The organism is Mycobacterium sp. Soil_C_30, assembly GCF_057656995.1.
This window is the reverse complement of sequence record NZ_JBDGJH010000001.1, coordinates 496,274-517,076: the sequence shown is the minus strand read 5'-3', so window position 1 is coordinate 517,076 and position 20,803 is coordinate 496,274. Positions and strand designations below refer to the sequence as shown.

20 protein-coding genes are annotated in these 20,803 nt (G+C 67.1%); 14 read left to right on the top strand and 6 right to left on the bottom strand.

Translation table 11 applies throughout. The features are described from left to right. Window positions 1–12: 12 nt before the first annotated feature. Together AC3A6P_RS02340 and AC3A6P_RS02335 are read left to right on the top strand one after the other, a co-directional pair. Window positions 13–669, top strand: coding sequence for a DJ-1/PfpI family protein (locus tag AC3A6P_RS02340; RefSeq protein ID WP_487687833.1), 657 nt, complete (start codon window positions 13–15; stop codon window positions 667–669). After that, window positions 666–962 (top strand): hypothetical protein, encoded by a 297-nt coding sequence (locus AC3A6P_RS02335; protein WP_487687831.1) that lies wholly within the window; start codon window positions 666–668, stop codon window positions 960–962. Before AC3A6P_RS02340 ends, AC3A6P_RS02335 begins: the two co-directional genes overlap by 4 nt. A 5-nt stretch (window positions 963–967) precedes the next feature. Here AC3A6P_RS02335 and AC3A6P_RS02330 read toward each other — a convergent pair whose 3' ends face one another. Then, on the bottom strand, window positions 968–1,234 hold the full coding sequence (locus AC3A6P_RS02330) for a helix-turn-helix domain-containing protein (protein ID WP_487687829.1): 267 nt from the start codon (window positions 1,232–1,234) through the stop codon (window positions 968–970). An 87-nt stretch (window positions 1,235–1,321) separates the two neighbouring features. Between AC3A6P_RS02330 and map the strand changes: the two genes are divergently transcribed. Then, window positions 1,322–2,092 (top strand): type I methionyl aminopeptidase, encoded by a 771-nt coding sequence (map, locus tag AC3A6P_RS02325; RefSeq protein ID WP_487687827.1) that lies wholly within the window; start codon window positions 1,322–1,324, stop codon window positions 2,090–2,092. Between the two features lies 1 nt (window position 2,093). On the opposite strand, the gene AC3A6P_RS02320 is transcribed toward map, so the two are convergent. Further along, window positions 2,094–3,953, bottom strand: coding sequence for an Hsp70 family protein (locus AC3A6P_RS02320; protein ID WP_487687824.1), 1,860 nt, complete (start codon window positions 3,951–3,953; stop codon window positions 2,094–2,096). A gap of 101 nt (window positions 3,954–4,054) precedes the next feature. Then, on the bottom strand, window positions 4,055–5,134 hold the full coding sequence (locus AC3A6P_RS02315) for an NAD(P)H-dependent amine dehydrogenase family protein (protein ID WP_487687821.1): 1,080 nt from the start codon (window positions 5,132–5,134) through the stop codon (window positions 4,055–4,057). A gap of 209 nt (window positions 5,135–5,343) precedes the next feature. Between AC3A6P_RS02315 and AC3A6P_RS02310 the strand changes: the two genes are divergently transcribed. From AC3A6P_RS02310 to AC3A6P_RS02290, 5 genes are all read left to right on the top strand, one after another. Further along, on the top strand, window positions 5,344–6,597 hold the full coding sequence (locus tag AC3A6P_RS02310; RefSeq protein WP_487687819.1) for a PE-PPE domain-containing protein: 1,254 nt from the start codon (window positions 5,344–5,346) through the stop codon (window positions 6,595–6,597). Window positions 6,598–6,840: 243 nt separating this feature from the next. Next, entirely contained in the window at window positions 6,841–8,373 is a 1,533-nt protein-coding gene (locus AC3A6P_RS02305; protein WP_487687818.1) for an ABC transporter substrate-binding protein, read from the top strand. Continuing rightward, window positions 8,370–9,326: an ABC transporter permease gene (locus AC3A6P_RS02300; protein ID WP_487687815.1), complete on the top strand. Its 957-nt coding sequence runs from the start codon at window positions 8,370–8,372 to the stop codon at window positions 9,324–9,326. Before AC3A6P_RS02305 ends, AC3A6P_RS02300 begins: the two co-directional genes overlap by 4 nt. Further along, window positions 9,323–10,204: an ABC transporter permease gene (locus AC3A6P_RS02295; protein WP_487687812.1), complete on the top strand. Its 882-nt coding sequence runs from the start codon at window positions 9,323–9,325 to the stop codon at window positions 10,202–10,204. Before AC3A6P_RS02300 ends, AC3A6P_RS02295 begins: the two co-directional genes overlap by 4 nt. Then, window positions 10,201–11,808: a dipeptide ABC transporter ATP-binding protein gene (locus tag AC3A6P_RS02290; RefSeq protein WP_487687808.1), complete on the top strand. Its 1,608-nt coding sequence runs from the start codon at window positions 10,201–10,203 to the stop codon at window positions 11,806–11,808. Before AC3A6P_RS02295 ends, AC3A6P_RS02290 begins: the two co-directional genes overlap by 4 nt. Window positions 11,809–11,874: 66 nt before the next feature. Here the strand turns inward: AC3A6P_RS02290 and AC3A6P_RS02285 are convergent, their stop codons facing one another. After that, on the bottom strand, window positions 11,875–13,251 hold the full coding sequence (locus tag AC3A6P_RS02285) for an HNH endonuclease signature motif containing protein (protein WP_487687806.1): 1,377 nt from the start codon (window positions 13,249–13,251) through the stop codon (window positions 11,875–11,877). 183 nt (window positions 13,252–13,434) lie between these two features. Then, window positions 13,435–14,172 carry an SDR family oxidoreductase gene (locus tag AC3A6P_RS02280; protein WP_487687803.1) on the bottom strand — a complete coding sequence of 246 codons (738 nt, stop codon included), beginning with the start codon at window positions 14,170–14,172 and terminating at the stop codon, window positions 13,435–13,437. 84 nt (window positions 14,173–14,256) lie between these two features. On the opposite strand from AC3A6P_RS02280, the gene AC3A6P_RS02275 reads away from it, so the two are divergent. From AC3A6P_RS02275 to AC3A6P_RS02260, 4 genes are all read left to right on the top strand, one after another. Then, the gene (locus AC3A6P_RS02275) at window positions 14,257–14,820 is read left to right on the top strand and encodes a TetR/AcrR family transcriptional regulator (RefSeq protein ID WP_487687800.1); all 564 of its coding nucleotides are present in this window, start codon (window positions 14,257–14,259) and stop codon (window positions 14,818–14,820) included. Further along, complete coding sequence (locus AC3A6P_RS02270) at window positions 14,813–15,553, top strand: SDR family NAD(P)-dependent oxidoreductase (RefSeq protein ID WP_487687797.1); 741 nt, start codon at window positions 14,813–14,815, stop codon at window positions 15,551–15,553. Before AC3A6P_RS02275 ends, AC3A6P_RS02270 begins: the two co-directional genes overlap by 8 nt. Window positions 15,554–15,562: 9 nt before the next feature. Beyond that, complete coding sequence (locus AC3A6P_RS02265; RefSeq protein ID WP_487688147.1) at window positions 15,563–16,000, top strand: hypothetical protein; 438 nt, start codon at window positions 15,563–15,565, stop codon at window positions 15,998–16,000. 83 nt (window positions 16,001–16,083) lie between these two features. Beyond that, window positions 16,084–16,293, top strand: coding sequence for a DUF1918 domain-containing protein (locus AC3A6P_RS02260; RefSeq protein WP_487687794.1), 210 nt, complete (start codon window positions 16,084–16,086; stop codon window positions 16,291–16,293). On the opposite strand, the gene AC3A6P_RS02255 is transcribed toward AC3A6P_RS02260, so the two are convergent. Continuing rightward, the gene (locus AC3A6P_RS02255) at window positions 16,290–17,606 is read right to left on the bottom strand and encodes a glycoside hydrolase family 183 protein (RefSeq protein WP_487687792.1); all 1,317 of its coding nucleotides are present in this window, start codon (window positions 17,604–17,606) and stop codon (window positions 16,290–16,292) included. The genes AC3A6P_RS02260 and AC3A6P_RS02255 overlap by 4 nt on opposite strands. A gap of 218 nt (window positions 17,607–17,824) precedes the next feature. Here AC3A6P_RS02255 and AC3A6P_RS02250 point away from each other — a divergent pair, with 218 nt between their 5' ends. After that, entirely contained in the window at window positions 17,825–18,634 is an 810-nt protein-coding gene (locus AC3A6P_RS02250; RefSeq protein WP_487687790.1) for a TIGR03620 family F420-dependent LLM class oxidoreductase, read from the top strand. 133 nt (window positions 18,635–18,767) lie between these two features. Beyond that, window positions 18,768–20,795: a glycoside hydrolase family 183 protein gene (locus tag AC3A6P_RS02245; protein ID WP_487687787.1), complete on the top strand. Its 2,028-nt coding sequence runs from the start codon at window positions 18,768–18,770 to the stop codon at window positions 20,793–20,795. Window positions 20,796–20,803: the final 8 nt, after the last annotated feature.

The following is a 20,803-nucleotide window of genomic DNA, read 5'->3' as shown; positions in this document are numbered from 1 at the left end:
ACAGTGAGGACCATGAATGCGCAATTCGTGTTGTACGACGGTTTTGACCTTCTCGATGTCGTAGGCCCGTTCGAGGTACTCAGCGCCGGGAGTGATTCTGCCGGAGGCGATCTCGAGGTCGAACTGGTCTCCGCGGAAGGACCCCGAGCGGTTGTGAGCGGAGTGCGCGGGGTGACGTTGCAGGCCACCGCCGCCCTCGATCCGGACAAGCCCGGCTTCGTCGTGGTTCCCGGCGCAGCCGGACCCATCGAGGGCGATCCCGATGCCGGCGTGCAGACCATTCCGGTGCTCCTGGCCCGCGTCGGCGAGACCGCGCTGATTCCGTTGATGGCTGCGGCGTTTGCCAATCCGGACATCACCGTCGCGACGGTGTGCGGCGGCGCGCTGGCGCTGGCCATGGCGGGGCTGCTGGAAGGCCGCACCGCGGTGACCCACGTGTTGGGCAATGACGTGCTCGACGCCACCGGAGTCACGGTGCCCGCCGCGCGGGTGGTCGACGACGGCGATCTGGTGTCAGCCGGCGGTGTCACCTCGGGATTGGACCTGGGGCTGTATCTGCTTGAGCGACAGTATGGTTCGTCAGTCGCTTTGGCGGTTCAGCAGCTGTTCGAATACGAACGCCGGGGTACGGTGTGGACCAGGGGCGGCCGCACCCCGGTGACGCTGTGACGGCGCCGTTGCGGGGGCGGTGGGACGTCCGGATCAAGACACCGGTCGGTTCGTTGCACGTCGACTATGTGTTCGCCGACGACGGCACGGGCACGGCGACGCACCTGGGTGAGACGGTGCCGTTGATCGATCTCGCCGTCGACGGGCCTCGGGCGACATGGAGCCAGTCGGTCACCCGCCCCATGCGGTTGAATCTGGAGTTCGAGGTGACCGTCGACGGTGACGTGTTGACCGGCCACTCCCGGGCCGGTCGGCTGCCCCGATCGGCCGTGACCGGCCGGCGCCACGCTTGAGCCCGTCAGCCGGTCTGTTGCAGATCGGTACGGCCGAGGCAGGTATCGGCAAGGTCGTCGAGGGACAGGGGAAGCACCCGCGCCAACGCGGCGATGGTGGTGAACGCCGGGGTGGCCAGTCGGCCGGTCTCGATCTTGCGCAGCGTCTCGGGGGAAATGCCCGCCGCCTCAGCCACTTCGGTGAGAGTGCGGTCCGCCCGGGCCTGGCGGATCTGCTTGCCGATCCGCTTGCCGGCGGCCAGTTGTTCTGCGGTCAGCGGGAGACGCACCATGAGCCCAGCCTACCCCGGTGCGGTATGAAAATACCGAATCCTCGCCCGGGCTGGTATTTTCATACCGGTTGCCGAGGGAGGACTCTGATGTTGGAACTGAAGACACCGCGTGAGATCGAGGCCATGGGCGTCACCGGCGCCTTCATCGCCGAGTTGCTCGACGATCTCGCCGGCCGCGCCCACCCGGGGGTGAACCTGCTCGACCTCGAACACCGCGCCCGGACGATGATCGCCGAGCGTGGCGCACAATCGTGCTACTGGGATTACGCACCGTCATTCGGGCGCGGACCATTCCGCAACGTCATCTGCCTCTCCGTCAATGACGCTGTGCTGCATGGTCTTCCGCACGACTATGTACTCGCCGAAGGCGACCTGCTGACCATGGACATCGCCGTGACCATCGACGGGTGGGCCGCCGATTCCGCGCGCAGCATCATCGTCGGCACCCCGCGGGCCGAGGACCAACGCCTCATCGCGGCCACGGAGGAGGCCCTGGCGGCGGGCATCACCGCTGCCCTGCCGGGAAACCGGCTCGGCGACATCTCCGCGGCCATCAATGCCGTGGCAGCGGACTACGGATACCGGGTCAACACCGACTTCGGTGGCCACGGCATCGGCCGCACCATGCACGAGGACCCGCACGTCCCGAACGTCGGACGCCCGCGTCGGGGTCTCGCGTTGCGGCCCGGCCTGACGCTGGCGCTCGAACCGTGGTTCGCGGCCGGTACCGACCAGATCGTCTACGACCCGGACGGGTGGACCATCCGCTCCGCCGACGGATCTCGCACCGCCCACAGTGAACACACCATCGCGATCACCGATGGTGCACCGCTGGTACTCACCTCGCGGAATCCCTGACTCAGGGCTGCGGCAGGAACGTCGGCAGGCCGGGGATGGTGGGGATCGGCGGCACTGTCCAGGCCGGCGCCGGATCTTCCTGCGGCGGATCGGGTTCGGCAACCGGTGGCTCGGGACTCGGCTGCACGGTCTCGGTGACCGTTTCGGGGACCGGAGGCGGAGTCGTCGTGGGTGGCGGAGTCGTTGTCGGAGGAGTCGTTGTCGGAGGAGTTGTTGTCGGAGGAGTTGTTGTCGGCGGAGTCGTTGTCGGAGGCGGAGTCGTCTCGGGAGCAGTCGTTGTGGGCGGCGGGGTTGTGCTCGGCGCCGGCGGCGGCGGGCTGGCCGGTGCGGGCGCCCGGACCACTTGGTTACGGGTGACGGGCGCGGGCACTGCGGTCACCGTGCGGATCGGCGCCGGTGCGGGTTGGACCGCCGGGGCCGGAGGTTCCACTGCCAGCGGTTGCGGGGCCGGTGCAGGCGGGATGGCCGGCGCCAACGTCGGGCTCGGGGTGCTCGCCGGGGTGGTGGTGGTCTCGGAGGTCAGCGCGATACCGATACCACCGACGGCGGCAAGCAGCACGGCGGCGGCCGCGGCCATCAGGAGCGCCGGTCTGCGGTACCACGCCGGCGGCTCGTCGGCGCGTGCAGCGGCCGGATCCTCGATGAACTCGACCTGCGGGCGCGCACCGGTCCACCCGCCGGCGTCGACGGGAACCAGGTCCGGAATGTCCTCGGCCTGCGACCACGCCAACTGGGTATCCGGCACCGCAGCGGCGGCGGCCACGGTGGCTGTCATGGATGCGGGGGCCACGGTCATGACCGTCGCGCTGTCATCGCCGGGCCCGCGCAGCGCCCGCAGGGCCGCGCCCGTCGCAGCAGACAGGGCGGGACGTGGAGAGGTGATCACCGGCACCCGCAGGGTCTCCGAGAGTGCGGTGGTGACGGCCACCATCGCCGCGCCTCCCCCGACGGTCGCGACAGCCGTCAGGTCCGCCGGCCGAATCCCGTTGCGCCGCATCAAGTCATCGAGCGCATCGAGCACACCACTCAGCGGTGCCCGCACCACGTCGTCGAGTTCGGTGCGGGTCAGTCGTACGTCACCACGGTGACCGGGCAGGTCGACGGGCAGCGCGGTCACCGTGGCCGACGACAGCCGTTCCTTGGCGCCGCGGCAGGCCAGGCGCAGCGTGCTCAGCGAACCGATGGCCGAGGTGGAGGCCAGGTCCACGGCACCGGCCTCGGCCAGCCCGCCGATCACCTGAGTCAGCAGGGCCTGATCAACCAGATCGCCGGAGAAGTCGAGATGACGAACTGTTGCGCCGATCGGCCGGTAGCCGGAGGCGGCGTCGACGAGCGTGAGGTTGGTACCGCTTCCGCCGAAGTCGCAGACGGCCACGACGCCGCGCGTGGGTAGTCCGGGGTTGTGCTGCAGAGCGGTGACGGCGGCCGTCACATCGGAGATCACCGGTATCTGGGTGCGCGACCATTCCGGCACCCGGCTCACTTCGCGGCGTAACGCCTCGACGGCCTGCGGGCGCCAGTGCGCGGGATAGGCCACGGCAGCGACCTCGGGGAGCTCACGACGGGACAGATACGCCAGCGCGCGCAAGGCGTCGGCCAGGACACGCCCGCCACGATGGCTGGAACCGTCGGAGGCCAGGATGCCGATCGGATCTCCCACGCGGTCCACGAAATCGCTGAGCACCTGACCGCGCTCGTCGGCGGGGGCCGTCGGGTTCTCCCACGGCGCGCCGACCATCGGCGGGCGCTGCGCGTAGTACGTCAGCACCGGCGTTCTCACCACAGCGGTATCAGAAGTAACAGCGGCCACAGCCGTGGCGCCCACCGACAGTCCGACCGCCTGCAACGTTGCGTCTGCCATCTCATCCCATCTGAGCCAGCGCAGGGCAAGCCCGAAAATCCCTGTACGGGTTTCTCGTCTCCGGGCCGGCAGGCGTTACGTCAGCAAAGGTGGCCGATATCTCAGCGGATCGTGCCAAACCCGGGTATCAGGGGCAGGTCCAGTGGTGTCACCCAGCCTGGCGGGCGGTCGTTGACGGCCGGCACCGCGTTGAGTGCGCGCAGGCCGGTGGCCAGGCATCCGGCGGCAGCCGCGTCCCGGCCGGAGCCGTCGGTGAACCGGAACGCCGTCTCCTGGAAGATGCTGGGTGTGCCCTCGATGTCGACGCGATACACGTCGTCCTCGGTGCCCGAGGGCCACTCCGGGGCGGCGTCATGGCCGATGCGGTTGACGTGCTCGAGCTGGATGCGAGTCTCGCCCCGGTAGACACCGTTGATGGTGAAGCGCACGGCTGCCACGTGCCCCGGCGGGATCACCCCCTTGGCGGTCTTGCGCTCCTCGGGCGTGACCCACTTCTCCCAGGTCGTGGTGATCTCGTCGAGTTCGATGCCGGCGGCGTGGGCCATCATCGGTACCGTCGCACCCCAGGCGAAGATCAACACGTCCGGGTTTTCCAGCAGCGGACGGAACTCCGGTTCCCGGCCGATGCCCATCTCGAACTCGTAGTCGCCTTCGTAGTTGGTGTAGTCCAACAACTCAGAGGCCCGGACCCGGCGCACCTCGGAGCACAGACCCATCAGCGTCATCGGGAACAGATCGTTGGCGAAGCCGGGGTCGATGCCCGTGGTGAAGCACGACGCCCCGCCCTCCTCACAGGCTCGGGTGATCGGTTCGATCCAGTTCGGCGGGTTCAGCGTCATCGCCGGCCAGACCCAGGGCGTCATCGCGGTGGAGCACACGTCGATTCCGGCCCGCAGGAATCGGCCGATCAACCGGATGTTCTCCTCGGCGTGCGCGGCGGTGGGCCCGTAGTGCACCACCGCGTCGGGTGCCAGCGCGATCAGTGCGTCCACATCGTCGGTGGCGGTCACGCCCACCGGTTCATCCAGCCCACAGATCTCGCCGACATCGCGGCCGACCTTGTCAGGGTTGCTGACCCCGACGCCCACCAGATCGAACCCTGGATGGTCGACGATCTCGCCGATCACCATCCGGCCGACGAAACCGGTACCCCACACCACGACCCGTTTGGCAGTGCCCACCGTCTGTGCCCACCTTTCGATCCCCCGGTTGTCGAGACTCACCCTGGCACGCCGCCGACGCTCCCGGACCCGATTTCGCTACTCCACGCGTCGAAAGTCGGCACACACCCGGTTTACCGTCCGGTCTGTGCGAATTCAGCAAAGGACACGGGCAGCCTGATCCGCCAGGTAGCATTCCGCGCAGATCACGGAGTTCTCGGGGGGGTTGCATGGCGAAGTGGCGGGACGGCGGGGCGCTGTCGGTCGCGGGGATGGCAGTTGTCAGTGCGGTCGCGCTGGGGTTGACGCCGGCGGTGTCGGTCGGCGCGCACCTGCTCGCCGATGACGCACCGAACTCCTACCTCGTGCGGGGCACCAAGATCGGCGACCCGGCGGACGCCAAGTACGTCGCGTGGGCCGACAAGGTGCTCACCGCCACGCTGGGCGCACACGACGGCCCGACCAATGTGCCGTATTCCGGCGGGTTCTGGCCGGTGTCCAGCGGTGGGTTCAGCGATCCGACCTACGGCGCCGCCGTCGAAGAAGGCCTCGAGTCGCTCACCGATACCATCGCCGCCGGCGGCGACACCAGCAATCCGGTCATCGTTTTCGGCTACTCCGAAGGCGCGGTGGTGGTCACCGAATACATGCGCGACCACCCCGACGCCGGCAACACCTACGTCCTGGTCGGCAACCCGAACCGACCCAACGGCGGAATCCTGCAGCGGTTCAACGGTTTCTACATTCCCATCTTGGACATCCCGTTCAACGGGGCCACCCCCACCGACGGCGACCCGGTGATCGACATCGCCTACCGCTATGACGGCTGGGCCGACTTCCCGAAGTATCCGCTGAATCTGCTGGCGACCGCGAATGCGTTGGTGGGCATCGCCCTGCTGCACGGCAGAGCCGATCAGAACGTCACTGCGCAGACGCTCGCCGACGCCGAGGTTTCGACGCACGGCAACACCACCTATTACCTGCTCAACACCGAACACATCCCGCTCCTGATCCCGTTCGAGGGTCTGGTCCCCGACCAGCTGCTCGACGCCATCGATCGCCCACTGCGGACCCTGATCGAACTCGGTTATGACAGAAGTGATTACGGCCAGCCCACTCAGGCTGAACTGTTTTCGCCGCTACAACACGCCGACGCCGATGTCGACGAAGTGGCCGATGACGAGGTGACCCCCGCCAGTAGCGAGGACAGCGACGCTGTCGATGCCCCCGAACCGGTGACGAAGCGCCGTACCGCCGCGTCGCACAAACGCAACTCGACGTCCGCCTCGGCCGACCTGGACAGTGACGAAACCTTCTCCAGCGAAAGCAGATCCGGCGACGAAGCGGAGTCGGAGGCCGAAGGCGAATCGGAGGACGGGCCCGGCGAATCGGACGCCCCCGAGCCGCATGACGACGACACCGACGCCGAGACGACGCACGACGCGCAGGACAGCGCCACTGACAGCGATTCCGCGGCCGCCTGAGCGGATCCACCGAATTGCGCTTCCCGGGCCCGGCAACGCAGCCGCGCGCGGGACGACGGATGGCCGAGGACACGTTCTGGGCGTCTGTGCCGGGGCAGGCGGCGCGGCCATCCGGCACCGGAACCCGGAGCCGCAGCGCACGGTGCTGCGGCTGCACCGCGACTGATCCGCTCGTGGGTTTATCCCCATTTGTTTTCGGGCAACCCCTAAGCGCCGGCGTATCCGATCGTGGGGTGAGACCTGATGCGAAAGCCAGCGGTGTCGACCGCTGTCGCCGTGCTATCCGCTCTGCTCATGCTGGTGGCAGGCTGTTCCACCGGGCAGCGGGTAGACCTTGGTGACGGGGCCGGCAATCTGATCGCCGCGATCGCCGGTGAACCCGACCAACTCGATCCTCACAAGACCTCGGCGTACTTCTCGTTCGAAGTCCTCGAGAACATCTACGACACCCTGGTCGAACCCGATGAAAACCTGGAGATGCAGCCCGCACTGGCCGAGTCATGGCAGGTGTCCCCCGATCAGCTCACCTGGACCTTCCGGCTGCGTCCCGGCGTGACATTCCACGACGGCAGCCCGTTCACCGCCGACGACGTGGTGTTCTCGTACCGACGCATCATCGACGAGGAACTCACCAACGTCGACAAGTTCAGCGCCGTCACCGACGTCACCGCGCCGGACCCGCTGACCGTGGTGATCCGCCTGGAACGGCCGACCCCGAACCTGTTGACCAATCTGGGCGGCTTCAAAGGTATGGCCATCGTGTCGCGTGAGAATGTCGAAAGCGGCCAGATCGCAACCAATCCGGTGGGCACCGGGCCGTTCGCGTTCTCGGGCCAGACAAGCGGTGACTCCATCACGTTGCGTGCCAATCCCGACTACTGGGCGGGCCCACCGAAGGTTCCCGGTGTCACGTTCCGCTTCATCTCCGAGCCGTCCACCGCCCTGTCGGCCCTGCAGGCCGGTGAGATCGATTGGACCGATTCGGTTCCGCCACAACGAGTCGCCCAACTCGAGAACGACGACTCACTGCACCTGGCGGTCACCCCGAGCAACGACTACTGGTACCTGGCACTCAACGGCGCCCGCCCGCCCTGGAACGACGTCCGGGTGCGTCAGGCGATCGCCTACGGTATCGACCGCGAGGCCATTGTGCAGGCCACGAGTTACGGCACCGCGGCGCTCAACCAACTGGCGATTCCCGACGGCAACCCGTGGTTCACGCCGTATGACACCTACAGTTATGACCTCGACAAGGCCCGATCCCTGCTCGACGAAGCCGGCGCCCGACCCGAGAATCTGGACATGCTGGTCACCAGCGAATACCCCGAGACCGTCACCGCGGCGCAGATCATCGCGGACAACCTTGCCCCACTGGGTATCACGGTGAACATCCGCACCGTCGACTTCGCCACCTGGCTCGATGAACAGAACACCGGCAACTTCGACATGCTGATGATGGGCTGGCTGGGCAATATCGATCCCGACGACTTCTACTACGCCCAACACCACACCGACGGCACCAGCAACGCGCAGAAGTTCTCCGACCCGGAGGTGGACCGCCTGCTCGACGCCGGCCGCGTGGAGACCAACCGCGATGCCCGCGCCGACGATTACGCCAAGGCCGCCACGCTGATCGCCGACAACGTCAGCTACATCTACCTGTACAACCCGTCGGTCATCCAGGCGTGGACGCCGGAGCTGCAGGGGTATGTCGCGCGACGCGACGGCGCAATCCGGTTCCGCACCGCGGAATTGAACGACGGCGGTGCGGCATGAGCTCACCAATCGTCCGGTTCCTGGCCCGGCGGCTGCTCTACACCCTGGTGGTGCTCTTCGGGGTGCTGGTGCTGGTGTTCGCGCTCGTGCACCTGGTGCCCGGCGACCCGGTGCGCATCGCGCTGGGTACCCGCTACACACCCGAGGCCTACGAAGCACTGCGCTCTGCCAGCGGATTGGACCGCCCGCTGATCGAGCAGTTCTTCGGTTACATCGGCTCGGCGTTGACCGGCGACCTGGGCGTCAGCTTCCGCAACGGCGACCCGGTGACGGTCACCCTGCTGGACCGGCTGCCGGCCACGGTCTCCCTGGCCGTCGCGGGCATTGTGATCGCGCTGGTGATCGCGATTCCGGCCGGTATCTACTCGGCGTTGCACGAGGGCAAGCTGAGTGACGGAATCGTGCGTGTCACAAGCCAGTTCGGTGTCTCGATTCCCGACTTCTGGATGGGCATCCTGCTGATCGCGCTGTTCTCCACGACGCTGGGCTGGCTGCCCACTTCCGGTTACCGGCCGTTACTCAGCGATCCCGTTGGCTGGCTGCAGCACATCATCTTGCCCGCGCTGACGGTCGGTGTGGTGGCGGGTGCCATCATGACCCGCTACATCCGCTCGGCCGTCCTGGAGGTCGCCTCCACCGGCTATGTACGTACCGCCCGGTCCAAGGGCCTGGCACCGCACGTGATCACCGAACGCCATATCGTGCGCAATGCCCTGGTTCCGGTGCTGACCATCACAGGCATCCAGTTGGCAACCATCCTCGGCGGCGTCATCGTCGTCGAGGTGGTGTTCGCGTGGCCCGGTCTGGGTCGGTTGGTGTACAACGCCGTCGCCGCCCGCGACTATCCGGTGATCCAGGGTGCGGTACTGCTGATCGCGGCGCTGTTCCTGTTGATCAATCTGATCGTGGACGCCCTGTACGCCGTCGTCGACCCGAGGATCCGGCTGTCATGAGCACCCCCACCGACGACCAGGCCAGGGTGTCTTCCTGGCGTATCCTGCTGGCCAATCCCGTCACGACCATCAGCGCGGCACTGCTGATCCTGATCGCGTTCATCGCGATCACCGCAACGTGGATCACTCCGTACGGCATCAACGACATCGATGTGCCGAACGCACTGCAATCCCCCAGCGGCGCACATTGGTTCGGCACCGACGAGTTGGGGCGCGATGTGCTCTCCCGCGTCCTCGTCGCCATCCAGGCCTCGATGAAGGTCGCAGTGATCAGCGTGGCGTTCGCAGCGGTGGTCGGGGTGACCGTCGGCCTGGTCGCCGGCTACTGGGGCGGCTGGATCGACGCCGTGTTCATGCGCATCGTCGACGTGATGTTCGCCTTCCCGGTGCTGCTGCTGGCGCTGGCGGTGGTGGCGATCCTGGGCCCGGGCGTGACGACGACCATCCTGGCGATCGGCATCGTCTACACCCCGATCTTCGCGCGGGTGGCCCGGGCCAGCACACTCAGTGTGCGCGTCGAGCCGTATGTCGCGGTGTCCAGGACCATGGGCACCGGACATGCGTACATACTGCGCAGGCACATCCTGCCCAATATCGCCGGCCCGCTGATCGTGCAGACCTCGTTGTCGCTGGCATTCGCGATCCTGTCCGAGGCCGCGCTGTCATTTCTGGGCCTGGGAATCCAGCCACCGCAACCGTCGCTGGGGCGGATGATCTTCGACTCGCAAGGCTTCGTCACCCTGGCCTGGTGGATGGCGGTCTTTCCCGGTGCGGCCATTTTCGTGACGGTGCTGGCGTTCAACCTGTTCGGTGACGGTCTGCGCGACGTGCTCGATCCCAAACAGCGCAGCATGATCGAATCCAGGAGCAAGCGATGACGGCGCCAGTGCTGCAGGTCGAGGGCCTCGAGGTCGGCATCGGTCGGCGAGACATCGTGCGCGGCATCTCCTTCGGGGTACAGCGTGAGCAGACGTTGGGTCTGGTCGGTGAATCCGGGTCGGGTAAGTCGATGACGGTGCTGGCGGCCACCGGACTGCTGGACACTCCGGGCGCCGCTGTGCGGGGCTCCAGTGTCCTGGCCGGTGACGTGCAACTGGTCGGAGCTTCGGACCGCGCGCTCAGGAAGGTGCACGGCGCACGCATCGGCTTCGTGTTCCAGGACCCGGGCACGTCACTCAACCCCTTGCTGACGCTGGAACGTCAGATCACCGAATCCCTCGAAGCACACCGTGATCTCACCCGGCACGCCGCCAAGGACCGGGCACTGGAGCTGTTGGAGGCCGTGGGGCTGCCCGATCCGGCCCGCCGGTTGCACTCCTATCCGCACCAGCTCTCCGGTGGCCAGCGCCAGCGCGTGATGATCGCCATCGCCCTGGCCTGTGACCCCGAACTGCTGATCGCCGACGAACCCACCACCGCGCTGGACGTCACCACCCAGGCCCAGATCATCGAGCTGGTGCGCACACTCCAGCGCGACTTCGGAACTGCGGTGGTGTGGATCAGCCACGATCTCGGTGTCATCGGCCAGGTGGCCGACGAGGTGACGGTGCTGCGCGACGGATCCGCGGTCGAGCAGGCGCCGGTCCTGGACGTCTTCGACCGCCCGCACAGCGACTACACCCGCGAACTACTGGCCGCCCGACCGATGATCGGCGACCAAGGCCCACCGCCGGCTGCCGCGGACGCTCCGGTGCTGCTGCAGGTCGACGGCCTCGATGTGCGCTTCCCCGTACAGACGCCCACCGGAAAGACGGAAGTCCACGCGGTACAACAGGTTTCGTTCTCAATTGCCCGTGGCACCACGCTCGGTCTGGTCGGTGAGTCCGGATCGGGCAAGTCCACCGTCGCGGCCGCTCTCACCGGGCAGATCACCCCCGACGCGGGCACCGCCACGCTGGGAGGTGTGGACCTGTTCGGCGCATCCGGCACACAACAGAAGCAACTGCGCCGCCAGATCAGCCTGGTGTTCCAGGACCCGTTCTCGTCGTTGAATCCGCGGGCCCGCATCGACACCGCGATCGCCGAACCGCTGCTGGTGCACAAGCTGGCGAAAGACAAGCGTGCCCGGGGCGCGCGGGTAGCCGAACTGCTCGAACTCGTCGGCCTGCCCCCGGGGTTCGCGTCTCGGTACCCACATGAGCTCTCCGGCGGTCAGCGTCAACGAGTCAGCATCGCGCGCGCGTTGGCCACGGAACCAGACCTGCTGATCCTCGACGAGTCCACCGCATCTCTGGACGTATCGGTGCAGGCCCGAGTCCTGGATCTACTGGCGCGGCTGCAGTCCGAGCTCGGGCTGACCTACCTGTTCATCGCCCACGACCTCGCGGTGGTGCAACGCATGTGTCATCAGGTGCTGGTGCTGCGTAACGGGGTGGCCGTCGAAAACCGCCCCGCTGCAGAGTTGTTCGCGGACCCCTCCGACGAGTACACCCGTGCGCTGCTCGCCGCGGTGCCCCCGGCGCGGCCGCGGGCCTCGGCCTGAACAAGACGGCGTCCAGCCGGCCGCTGACGTGTGTTGCCGGCGGCCGGCTTTGAGGTCACCCTCGGGTTAGGGATCGTCGGGGGCGAGGATCCGGTCGGGGTGGTGATACACGTTCACGCGGGACTGTCCGCAGTCCAGTTCCGGGGGCGGGATCCATTCGGTGACGCCGTCCTCAGGTCGGTTTCTGGTGGTCCAACCGGTGGTTTCGACCATCCGGTTGTCCGGCCCGCAGGCCAGGGTGAGGTCTTCGATGTTGGTGTCGCCGCCGTCTTTCCAATCGCGGTTGGCGTGGTGGACCTGGCAGCGGTACCCGCAAGCGGTGCACCCAGGCATGGTGCAGCCACCGTGCTGGGCCAACAGCATGATCCGCTGCCCGCGGGAGGCGGTCCGGCGGGCCCGACCCAGGTGCAACGGCACCCCCTTCCCGTCGAACAGGGCGAGGTAATGAAACGCGTGGGAGGCCATCCGGATGACCTCGGGCATCGGGATCAACGTCGCGTCGGCGGTCAGGCCGTGGCCCACCCCTTTCTCCAGGTCGGTCAGATTCGCTTTGACGATGATGGTGACGGGCAGCCCGTTGTGTTGGCCGAGGTCACCGGAGGCCAACAACGCCCGACCCATCGCCAGCAACGCATCATGATTGCGTTGGCCTTGAGTGCGGGCATCGGTGCGAGCTTTTTCGGCGTCGGGTTCCCCGTCGACCTGCGGGGCCTCATCGGCGGGGTTGCACATGCCTGGGGCGGCCAGTTTCGCCTGCGCGGCGTGCAGGGTGGCCGCGCATTCCGGGGTGAGCCTGCCGTGCACCGGCACGTTACCGTCGGCGTCCTGCTTGCCGATGGTGAAGTACCGGCCGGCTTGGCGGTCGACATCGCTGTACTCGCCGTCTTGGTTGAGGAGGTATTTCAACCGGTCGGCGACTTCGGTGAAACCGTCGACATCCAGGGTCGAGGCGTGGCGGGCCAGGTCGGCTTCGGCGGCTTCACGGGCCGAGAAGTCCACCGATGCCGGGAGCTTTTTGAAGAACGTTTTGACCTTCGCCACATGCTCCGGACCGATCAGCCCCTTTTCTTGCGCGGCGGCGATGTTCGGCAACGCCGGCTCCAACGGTTCCCCGGTCAGCGCGGTCCGCGGGCCCAGAAGTGAGGCCGACGTGAGGCGTCGGCCGGCCTCGCCTTCACTGATCCGCAGCCGGGCGGCCAGGACCTTTTTGAAGCTGGTGGAGCCCAACTGTTTCGGCGTGCTTTCAACGGTTAGGCGTTGGTACACCTTGTGATCCAGGGTGGGCTGCATCCAGGCGACGGTTTCGCGGCGCTGCATCAGCTCCAACAACTCCAGCGGAGTGAACGCATCGATCGACAACGAGTTCATCTGCGCGGTCAACACTTCGATCTGCGCCTGGGCAGCCAGCATCGCCTCCTTGTCGGCGATCGCTGAAGTACCCATACCCTGAAGCTAGACCCAGCCACCGACAAGAACGCCCCGTTTGTGACTGCTGATACTGAAGTGGCGCAGCAGTTTTCGTGATTCGCCGAGATGCACGCCAGGGTCGTGAAGTGCGCCTGAAAGCAACCCTCTGCGAGATATCGGCGCCTCGATAGCGCCGATTTGGGCGCAGCCAGATGAACGTCAGCTCTGCACCGTCGGCCGGATCGTGATGTCGCCGATCTCCACGTCGGCCGGCTGGCTGATCGCGAAGGCGATCGCCCGCGCCACCGCATCGGCAGGCAGCCCGTACTCGGCCATGCTGCTACGGATCTGCTCGCGCAGCTCGCTGTCGTCGATCGAGTCGGCCAGTTCGGTCGCCACCACGCCGGGTGAGATGACGGTCGTCCGCACCACCCCATCGGTGTTCTCCTGCCGGAACGCCTCCAGCAGCGTCCGTACCGCATTCTTGGTGGCAGCGTAAACCCCCTGGGTCGGCACGATTTTGAGTCCGGACGTCGACAGTGTGGTCACGAAATGCCCTGCGCCCTGCCGCCGGAACACCGGCAAGGCCGCGGCGAGGCCGTGCAGGACGCCACGGAGGTTGACGTCGATCATGGCGTCCCAGCCGGCGACGTCGCGGTCGGCCACCAGCCCGGTCTTGGCAATACCGGCGTTGCTCACCAGAACGTCGAGCCGGCCATACTCCCGCACCGCCGTGTCCACCATGGCCTGCACATCGGCATAACTCGTCACGTCGGTCACCACACCGTGCGCCCGTCCACCGCGAGCGGTGATCCGCTCGACGACCTCATCGAGCCGCTCCCGGCGCCGCGCTCCCAGCACCACTGCATGCCCGTCAGCGGCCAGGCGTTCGGCCGTTGCGGCGCCGATCCCGGTGCCGGCGCCCGTGATCGCCACAACCTTCGAGTTGTCGCTCATTCCACACTCCCTCAGATAAGTGGATACGTGTCCGTTTACTGATTCCACCGTACCGAACACGTGTCCGTTTAGGCTAGGAGGGTGATGAGCGCACCACGACGCCGCGCCGACGCGGCCGAAAACCGCGACCGCATCCTGGAGGCAGCCCGGGAATTGATAATCGGTTCAGAAGAGCTGCGGCTCAATGCCATCGCCAAGCGAGCCGGCGTCGGGCAGGCCACGATGTACCGTCACTTCCCCACCCGGGAACACCTGTTGTCCGAGGTGTACCGCCACGATGTCGACGAACTGGTGGCCGCCGCGCCCGCACTGCTCACCGAACACGGTGCCCTCGAGGCTCTGCAACGGTGGTTCGACCGCGTGGCCGAGTACGCGCGGGTCAAACGTGGCGTGTTCGCGGCCGTGGAAGTGGCTGTCTGGGAGGATCTTTCGGCGCACAGCCTGGGTCCGATCGGTGATGCGATCACCAGCCTGCTCGACGCCGGCAAGTCCGAAGGGACGCTGCGCGGCGATATCGACGCCCGCGATGTCATTCTCCTGATCGGTTATCTCACCCGCCTCGAGGATGCCGAATGGGACCTCCGCGCACACCACCTGCTGCGCGTGATTCTCGATGGGATGCGTGTGAGAAGGTCTGACGATGACTGACCTCACGGGCAAAGTGGCCCTGGTGACCGGCGCATCCTCCGGACTCGGCGCAGCGGTGGCGCAGTTGTTCGCCGCACGCGGCGCCTCGGTGTTCGGCATCTCCCGCGATGCCGACCGGATGGCGACGGTATTCGCCGACGTCCCCGGCGGCGTCTACGACTCGGTCGACATCGTGTCCCCGGAGGCTTGCGCCGGGGCGGTGCAGCAGTGCGTGGAGAAGTTCGGCCGCCTCGACGCTTTGATCAATGTCGCGGGTTTTCACACCATGCGACACACCCGCGACGTCACCGACGACGAGTGGGCTTACGACCTCGCGGTCAACCTCAACGGCCCGTTCTTCCTGTGCCGCGCCGCGCTCCCGCATCTGCTGGAGACGGGCGGCAGCATCGTCAACGTGTCTTCGATCGCCGGCATCGAAGGTGAGGTGTACTCGGCCGGCTACTGCGCCGCCAAACACGGACTCGTCGGCCTGACCCGCGCACTGGCCATCGAGTTCACCGCCGACCGGTTGCGTGTCAACGCGGTGTGCCCCGGTGGCATGGTGACCCCGCAGGCCACTGAGTTCGCCGCCCCCGAGAACGCCGACTGGAACCTGATCCTGCGCATCGCCTCGCCGCGGGGGTTGATGGACGTCGCCGATGTCGCCAAGACCATCGCATTCCTGGCCAGCGATGACGCCTCCGCAGTACACGGCGCGGTGTACATCGTCGATAACGGGAAAACTGCCGGCTGAGCTGGCACCATCAACGCCGTGGTCAAATCCCTCGAGGCTGACAACCGGTCCATCGCCACCTCGGACAGCACCGCGGTCGCCGGATCGGTCGCCACCGTCGCCAGCACCGCGGTGGCCGGGTCGGCGGCCACCGTCGCCAGCACCGCGGTGGCCGGCTCGGCGGCCACGGTCGCCAGCGCCGGCGTGGTGAGCTCGGCGGCCACGGCGGCCAGCACCGCGGTGGCCGGCTCGATCGCCACTGCGGGCAGCGCCGCGGTGGCCGGAAGCATCGTCATCGCAATGTCTCTCGCCATCGCCGGCAGCATCGCCTGTGTGGCCTGCGCCTTCTGCAAGAAGTGCATCGCCTGCCTGGGCTGCGTGGGTTGTGTCAACTGTGTCGGTTGTATCGGGTGCTACAACTGCTCGGGTCTGCGCTTCGCCGTCGGCAAGCGCGACGTGCACGCCTGAATCTTCTGCCGATCCGCCCCGAGTGCCGCTCGCGGCGCGCACGATAGGAAGTGTCCGCGAAGCGCTGAACGAAGGGAGCGGACATGAAGGCGAAAGTCGGTGACTTCCTCGTCGTCAAGGGAACAACGACCGAACGACACGAGCAGCACGCCGAGATCCTCGAGGTCCGCTCCGAGGACGGGTCTCCCCCGTACGTGGTGCGCTGGTCGTTGGACGGTCACGAGGCGACGGTGTATCCGGGATCGGACGCCATCATCATCACCGCGGACGAGCACGCCCGCACCTCGCACTAGTCCAACGACGTGTGCATCAACATCACGCTGTAGGTCGACCACAACGACAACGTGAAGTACAGGTCTGAACCTTTGGACCACGGGTGGATGTAGGGCGCGTAGATGCCGCCCGGGACTTCGGCGGTGCTGACGATCGTCTTGGCCTGGCTCCAGGGGCCTTCCGGGCGGTCGGCGGTGCGCATCACCACGTTGTTCACGGTGTTGGTGTACAGCATCACGAACTTCTGTAGATGGTCATTCCACGCGACGGACATCTCGCTGCCCGGAGCCCACACCACCTGCAGCGCGAGGTAGGGCGTGTTCCTGATCCAGCCGAACGGTGTGTAGTACTCGTACGCGGAGTTGTCGGCCACCGCGTTCTCCGGAACCCTTGCCAGGAAAGGCATTCCACCGCGGCCGGCACCCGTGCCGTAGTTGTAGACGTACCCGCCGGAGCGCACGTAGGCGGCCATCTGGAAGTTCTGGAAGCCCCAGACGAAGGGGATGCCGGGCACCGTGTTGAACCAGCTGGGCCGGATGCTGGTGCGCGGTACCGTCCAGTTCTCGCCATTGTCGTCCGAGACCGCGACGGCCGAGAAGTTCGTCGACCACTGCCCGGGATTGCCCCACTGGCTCACCGACATGAAGTTCACGTACTGTCTGGTGCCCACCGAAATGCCCGCCGTCGGGATGACAGTCACCTCGGTGGCGGGCAGACCCAGGCTGGCGATGACCTGGCGAGAGAAGTCGGGCCGGTTCTGCGCCACCGGTGAGCCGGCGTAGATGTCGCCATAGCGGGGATCTGGTATTCGCATGCCGTCGGCCAGGTTCCGGTCCGCGCTGCGGTACAGGACGTTCTTGCGCCACTCCTGATCCTGGACACTGCAGTTGCCGAAGGTGTCGCCGAAGGCGATCAGTACCTGCGGATTGGTGGTCGACCCGTTGTCCCACATGATGCCCAGATCGGTTCCCGAAATTCCGAAACGTTTGTAGGAGTCGGTTTCCGGGCCGGTCACCCAGTCCACTCGGGTCGCGGTGGTCACCGCGGGCGCCGCGGCGGCCCGCGCGGCGGTGTTGGGCGCCACCGCGGCATCGGCCTGCGCCGGGCTGAGGTTGTTCGGGTTGGCGACGGCTCCGGGCTTGCGTCCGATGGGCAGATGCAGGACGGGCAGTTTCGGCGCGGCCGACGGTGCCAGTCCGCGGGCCGAGGCGCTCGGAGGCGGCACCGAGCACGGGTCCGCAGCAGCAGGGGTGATGACAGCCATCGGGATCACCAGCGCAGCCACCAGCGAGGACGCAGCGGCCATCGAGATAGGTCGCAGGAACGCCGACATGTCACCTTCCGGGGCGCGAATCACAGGCCGTTGCACGGCCTTCCAACACAGGTCACCTTGTTCTGCCCTGAACGACGCCGACCCCGACAGCGACGCCCTTGTGACAGTAGTGACTGAAGTGACTCATTCGGAGATCCAGCTCCCACTTGAGATGCAAGCGTGACCGTGTCGTGACGAGCCTTGACCTGAACAGTCATTGAGGTCTTAGCGTCGGTTCCATGCCTGTTGACTCGCTCGGACCGTGGGGTTTCGCGATCGAAAAGACCGGGCTGGACACGGCCGCCGTGATCGAGGACCTCGGTTTCACCACGCTGTGGATGGCCGGTGGTCAGCTCGATCGGTTGACCCGGCTGACGGATCTGCTCGCAGCCACCCGGCGGGCGGTCGTCGGGTCGTCGATCATCTCCGCCGACGTCCATCCCGCCGCTGAGGTGATCGAGCTGTACCAGCGCGCCGAGTCGCAGTACCCGGGCCGGTTGTTGGTGGGCCTCGGCGGCCCGCAGCGCCCGGCGACCGTCGCGGCCTTCGAGCAGTACCTCGATCAACTCGACGCCGTGCCCTGCGAACGGCGCATTCTCGCGGCCATCGGTCCGCGGCGGCTGGATGTGGCGCGACGGCGAGCCAGCGGGGCGGTGCCGATCCTGGTGACACCCGCCTACGTCAGGGCCGCCCGGCGCAGTCTCGGCGGCGACAGACTGTTGGCAGTCGGGTTGTTCGCGGTGCTCGACGGCAATCCGGTTACCGCCCGCGAGACGGCGCGTCAACCGTTGCGGTTCCTGCTGGGGCAGGTGCGCGGGTACCGGGATTCGGCCCGGCGCCAGGGGTTCACCGATCGCGAGATCGAGACACTCGGAGACCGGCTCGTCGACGCGCTGACCGCCTGGGGTTCACCGGCCGCAGTGGCCGAACGCGCGGCGGAACTGCGGGCGGCCGGCGCCGATCATGTATCGGTGTCGGTCCTGCACAACGGGGATCAACCGGGTCCTCTGGCCGCCGCCCGCGCACTGGCACCACTGCTTCTCGGGTGAGCACCCCGTAACGATTGCGACATGTTCGCCTGGATTCTGCCCTGATGTCCACCGTTCGGCGCTGACAACACTGTAAGTTTGCTCCGGCAAACAACGGGTCGGGGGGCCTGCGATCCGAGAGGTATGTCTCCAGATGAGTGCGACAAACAACGCAGCCACCTACATCGGCCGCATCGGCGGTCTCGCGGTAGCTCTCGGCGTCGGCGCCGCGATCGCCAGCGGAGCCGGGATCGCGTACGCCGACACCACCTCCGCCTCCTCGGACTCATCGTCGAGCTCGTCGGACTCCTCCGGGAGCACATCATCGGAATCAGGCAAGGACCGGCGCTCCGAGAGATCCACCTACAAGTCCTCCGAGCGCAACACCTCGCGTGAGTCGACCAAGGACACCCCCTCCGACACCAAGAACGCCGACACCAAGAACGCCGACGACGCACCGGACACCAAATCGGACAAGGACGACGACGCCGACCGCGACGCCCCCAAAACCGAAACCAAGGCCACGAGCGCCTCGAAGTCGGGGTACGGAACCAAGCGCGCCGAACGCGACGACACCGACGCTGCGCCGTCCACCTCAGCTCAGCAGACCCCCACCGAGCCGGCCCAGCCCGAGCCGACGGACCCCGTGACCGACACCTCCGTGGACCGCGAATTGTCGGCGCCCATCGCGGTGGGGCCCGCCTCGGCGGCCGCCCCCACCCGGGTCCGCACCAACGCCTACACCCAGGCCCAGGTCGAGGCCGCCGTACGGCCCCGCCTGGTGACGCGTCTGCTCGGCGCCTTCGGTCCGGAGTCCGCGAGTGACAACAGCCCGACCGCCCCGGCGCAGGCGCCGGCCCTGGCGGCGCTGCTGGGCTGGGTGCGCCGGGAGTCCGAGCGCAGCTACACCGCCGCGGGGCAGGCCTCCCCCGCGGCGGCCAACTATGCCGCCGCCGCCGTGGTCGATCCCCTGCCGGGACGGCTGAGTTCGAGCCCGCTCGGTTGGGTGACAGGTGCCGGCGTCAGGTACTTGAACGGGATCCGCGTCAACCCGACTCAGGACACCGCTGCCGAGTTCGGCATCGGCAGTACCGACCTGGGCATCATGTGGGACGGCGGCACCATCAACGGTCAGCGATTCGTGCACGTCGCCTTCGGCGACTCGTTCCGCGGCCCGCACATGCAGGGCGATTGGCTGAGCAACGCTCTTCTGATCAGCTACGACGACGCACTCGGGGACGGCCTCGACCTCGCGCCCACCGGCCGGGTCCTGAGCCAGTTCATCCGCGGTCGGCAGGCTCTGGGCCTCTTCGGGTCCGAGGTGACCGTGATCCCCACCGCGGGCATTCACATCGACGGCAGGCAGTACGTCAACTACATGTCGGTGAAATCGTGGGACACCCCCGGCCGGTGGACCACCAACTTCTCGGCCATCTCGCGGTTCAACGCGAGTGGCAACGTATGGGAACTGGTGCCGTCGACCATCCGCTCGGCGGGCTGGCTGCGCTCCTCGACGCCGTACCGGCCCGGTGACCAGAACTTCCAGCAGATGGCCTACGTGCTGCAGCCCGAAGACCAAGTGGCCGAGGGCGACCCGCGTTACCTGTACGCATTCGGCACCCCCTCCGGGCGCGCTGGATCGGCCTACCTGTCCCGCGTCGCCGAAGGTGACGTCACCGACCTGAGCAAGTATGAGTACTGGGACGGAAACAACTGGGTCGCCGGTAACGCCGCGGTGGCCAAGCCGGTCATCGGCACGGACCGGTCGTCGGGGCTGTTCGGTTTTGTCGTCGACTGGGCCAACGATCCCAACGTGTTCGGCGGCTACCTCGGCGGGCTGTTCGGCGCCAAGACCGGCGGCAACGTCAGTGAGATGTCGGTGCAGTACAACGAGTACCTCGACAAGTACGTGGTGCTCTACGGCGACGGCAACAACAACATCCAGATGCGTGTCGCCGACACCCCGGAAGGCGCGTGGTCGGACCCGGTCCAGTTGGCGAGTTCGGTCCAGTACCCGGGTCTGTACGCTCCCATGATCCACCCGTGGTCGGGCACCGGGCTTCTGGTCGACGACGGGGACGCCGACTACAACAATCTCTACTGGAACATGTCGATCTGGGGCGACTACAACGTGGTGCTGATGAAGACCGACCTGAGCCCCCTGCAGACCGTGCAGGTGTGACAAACCAG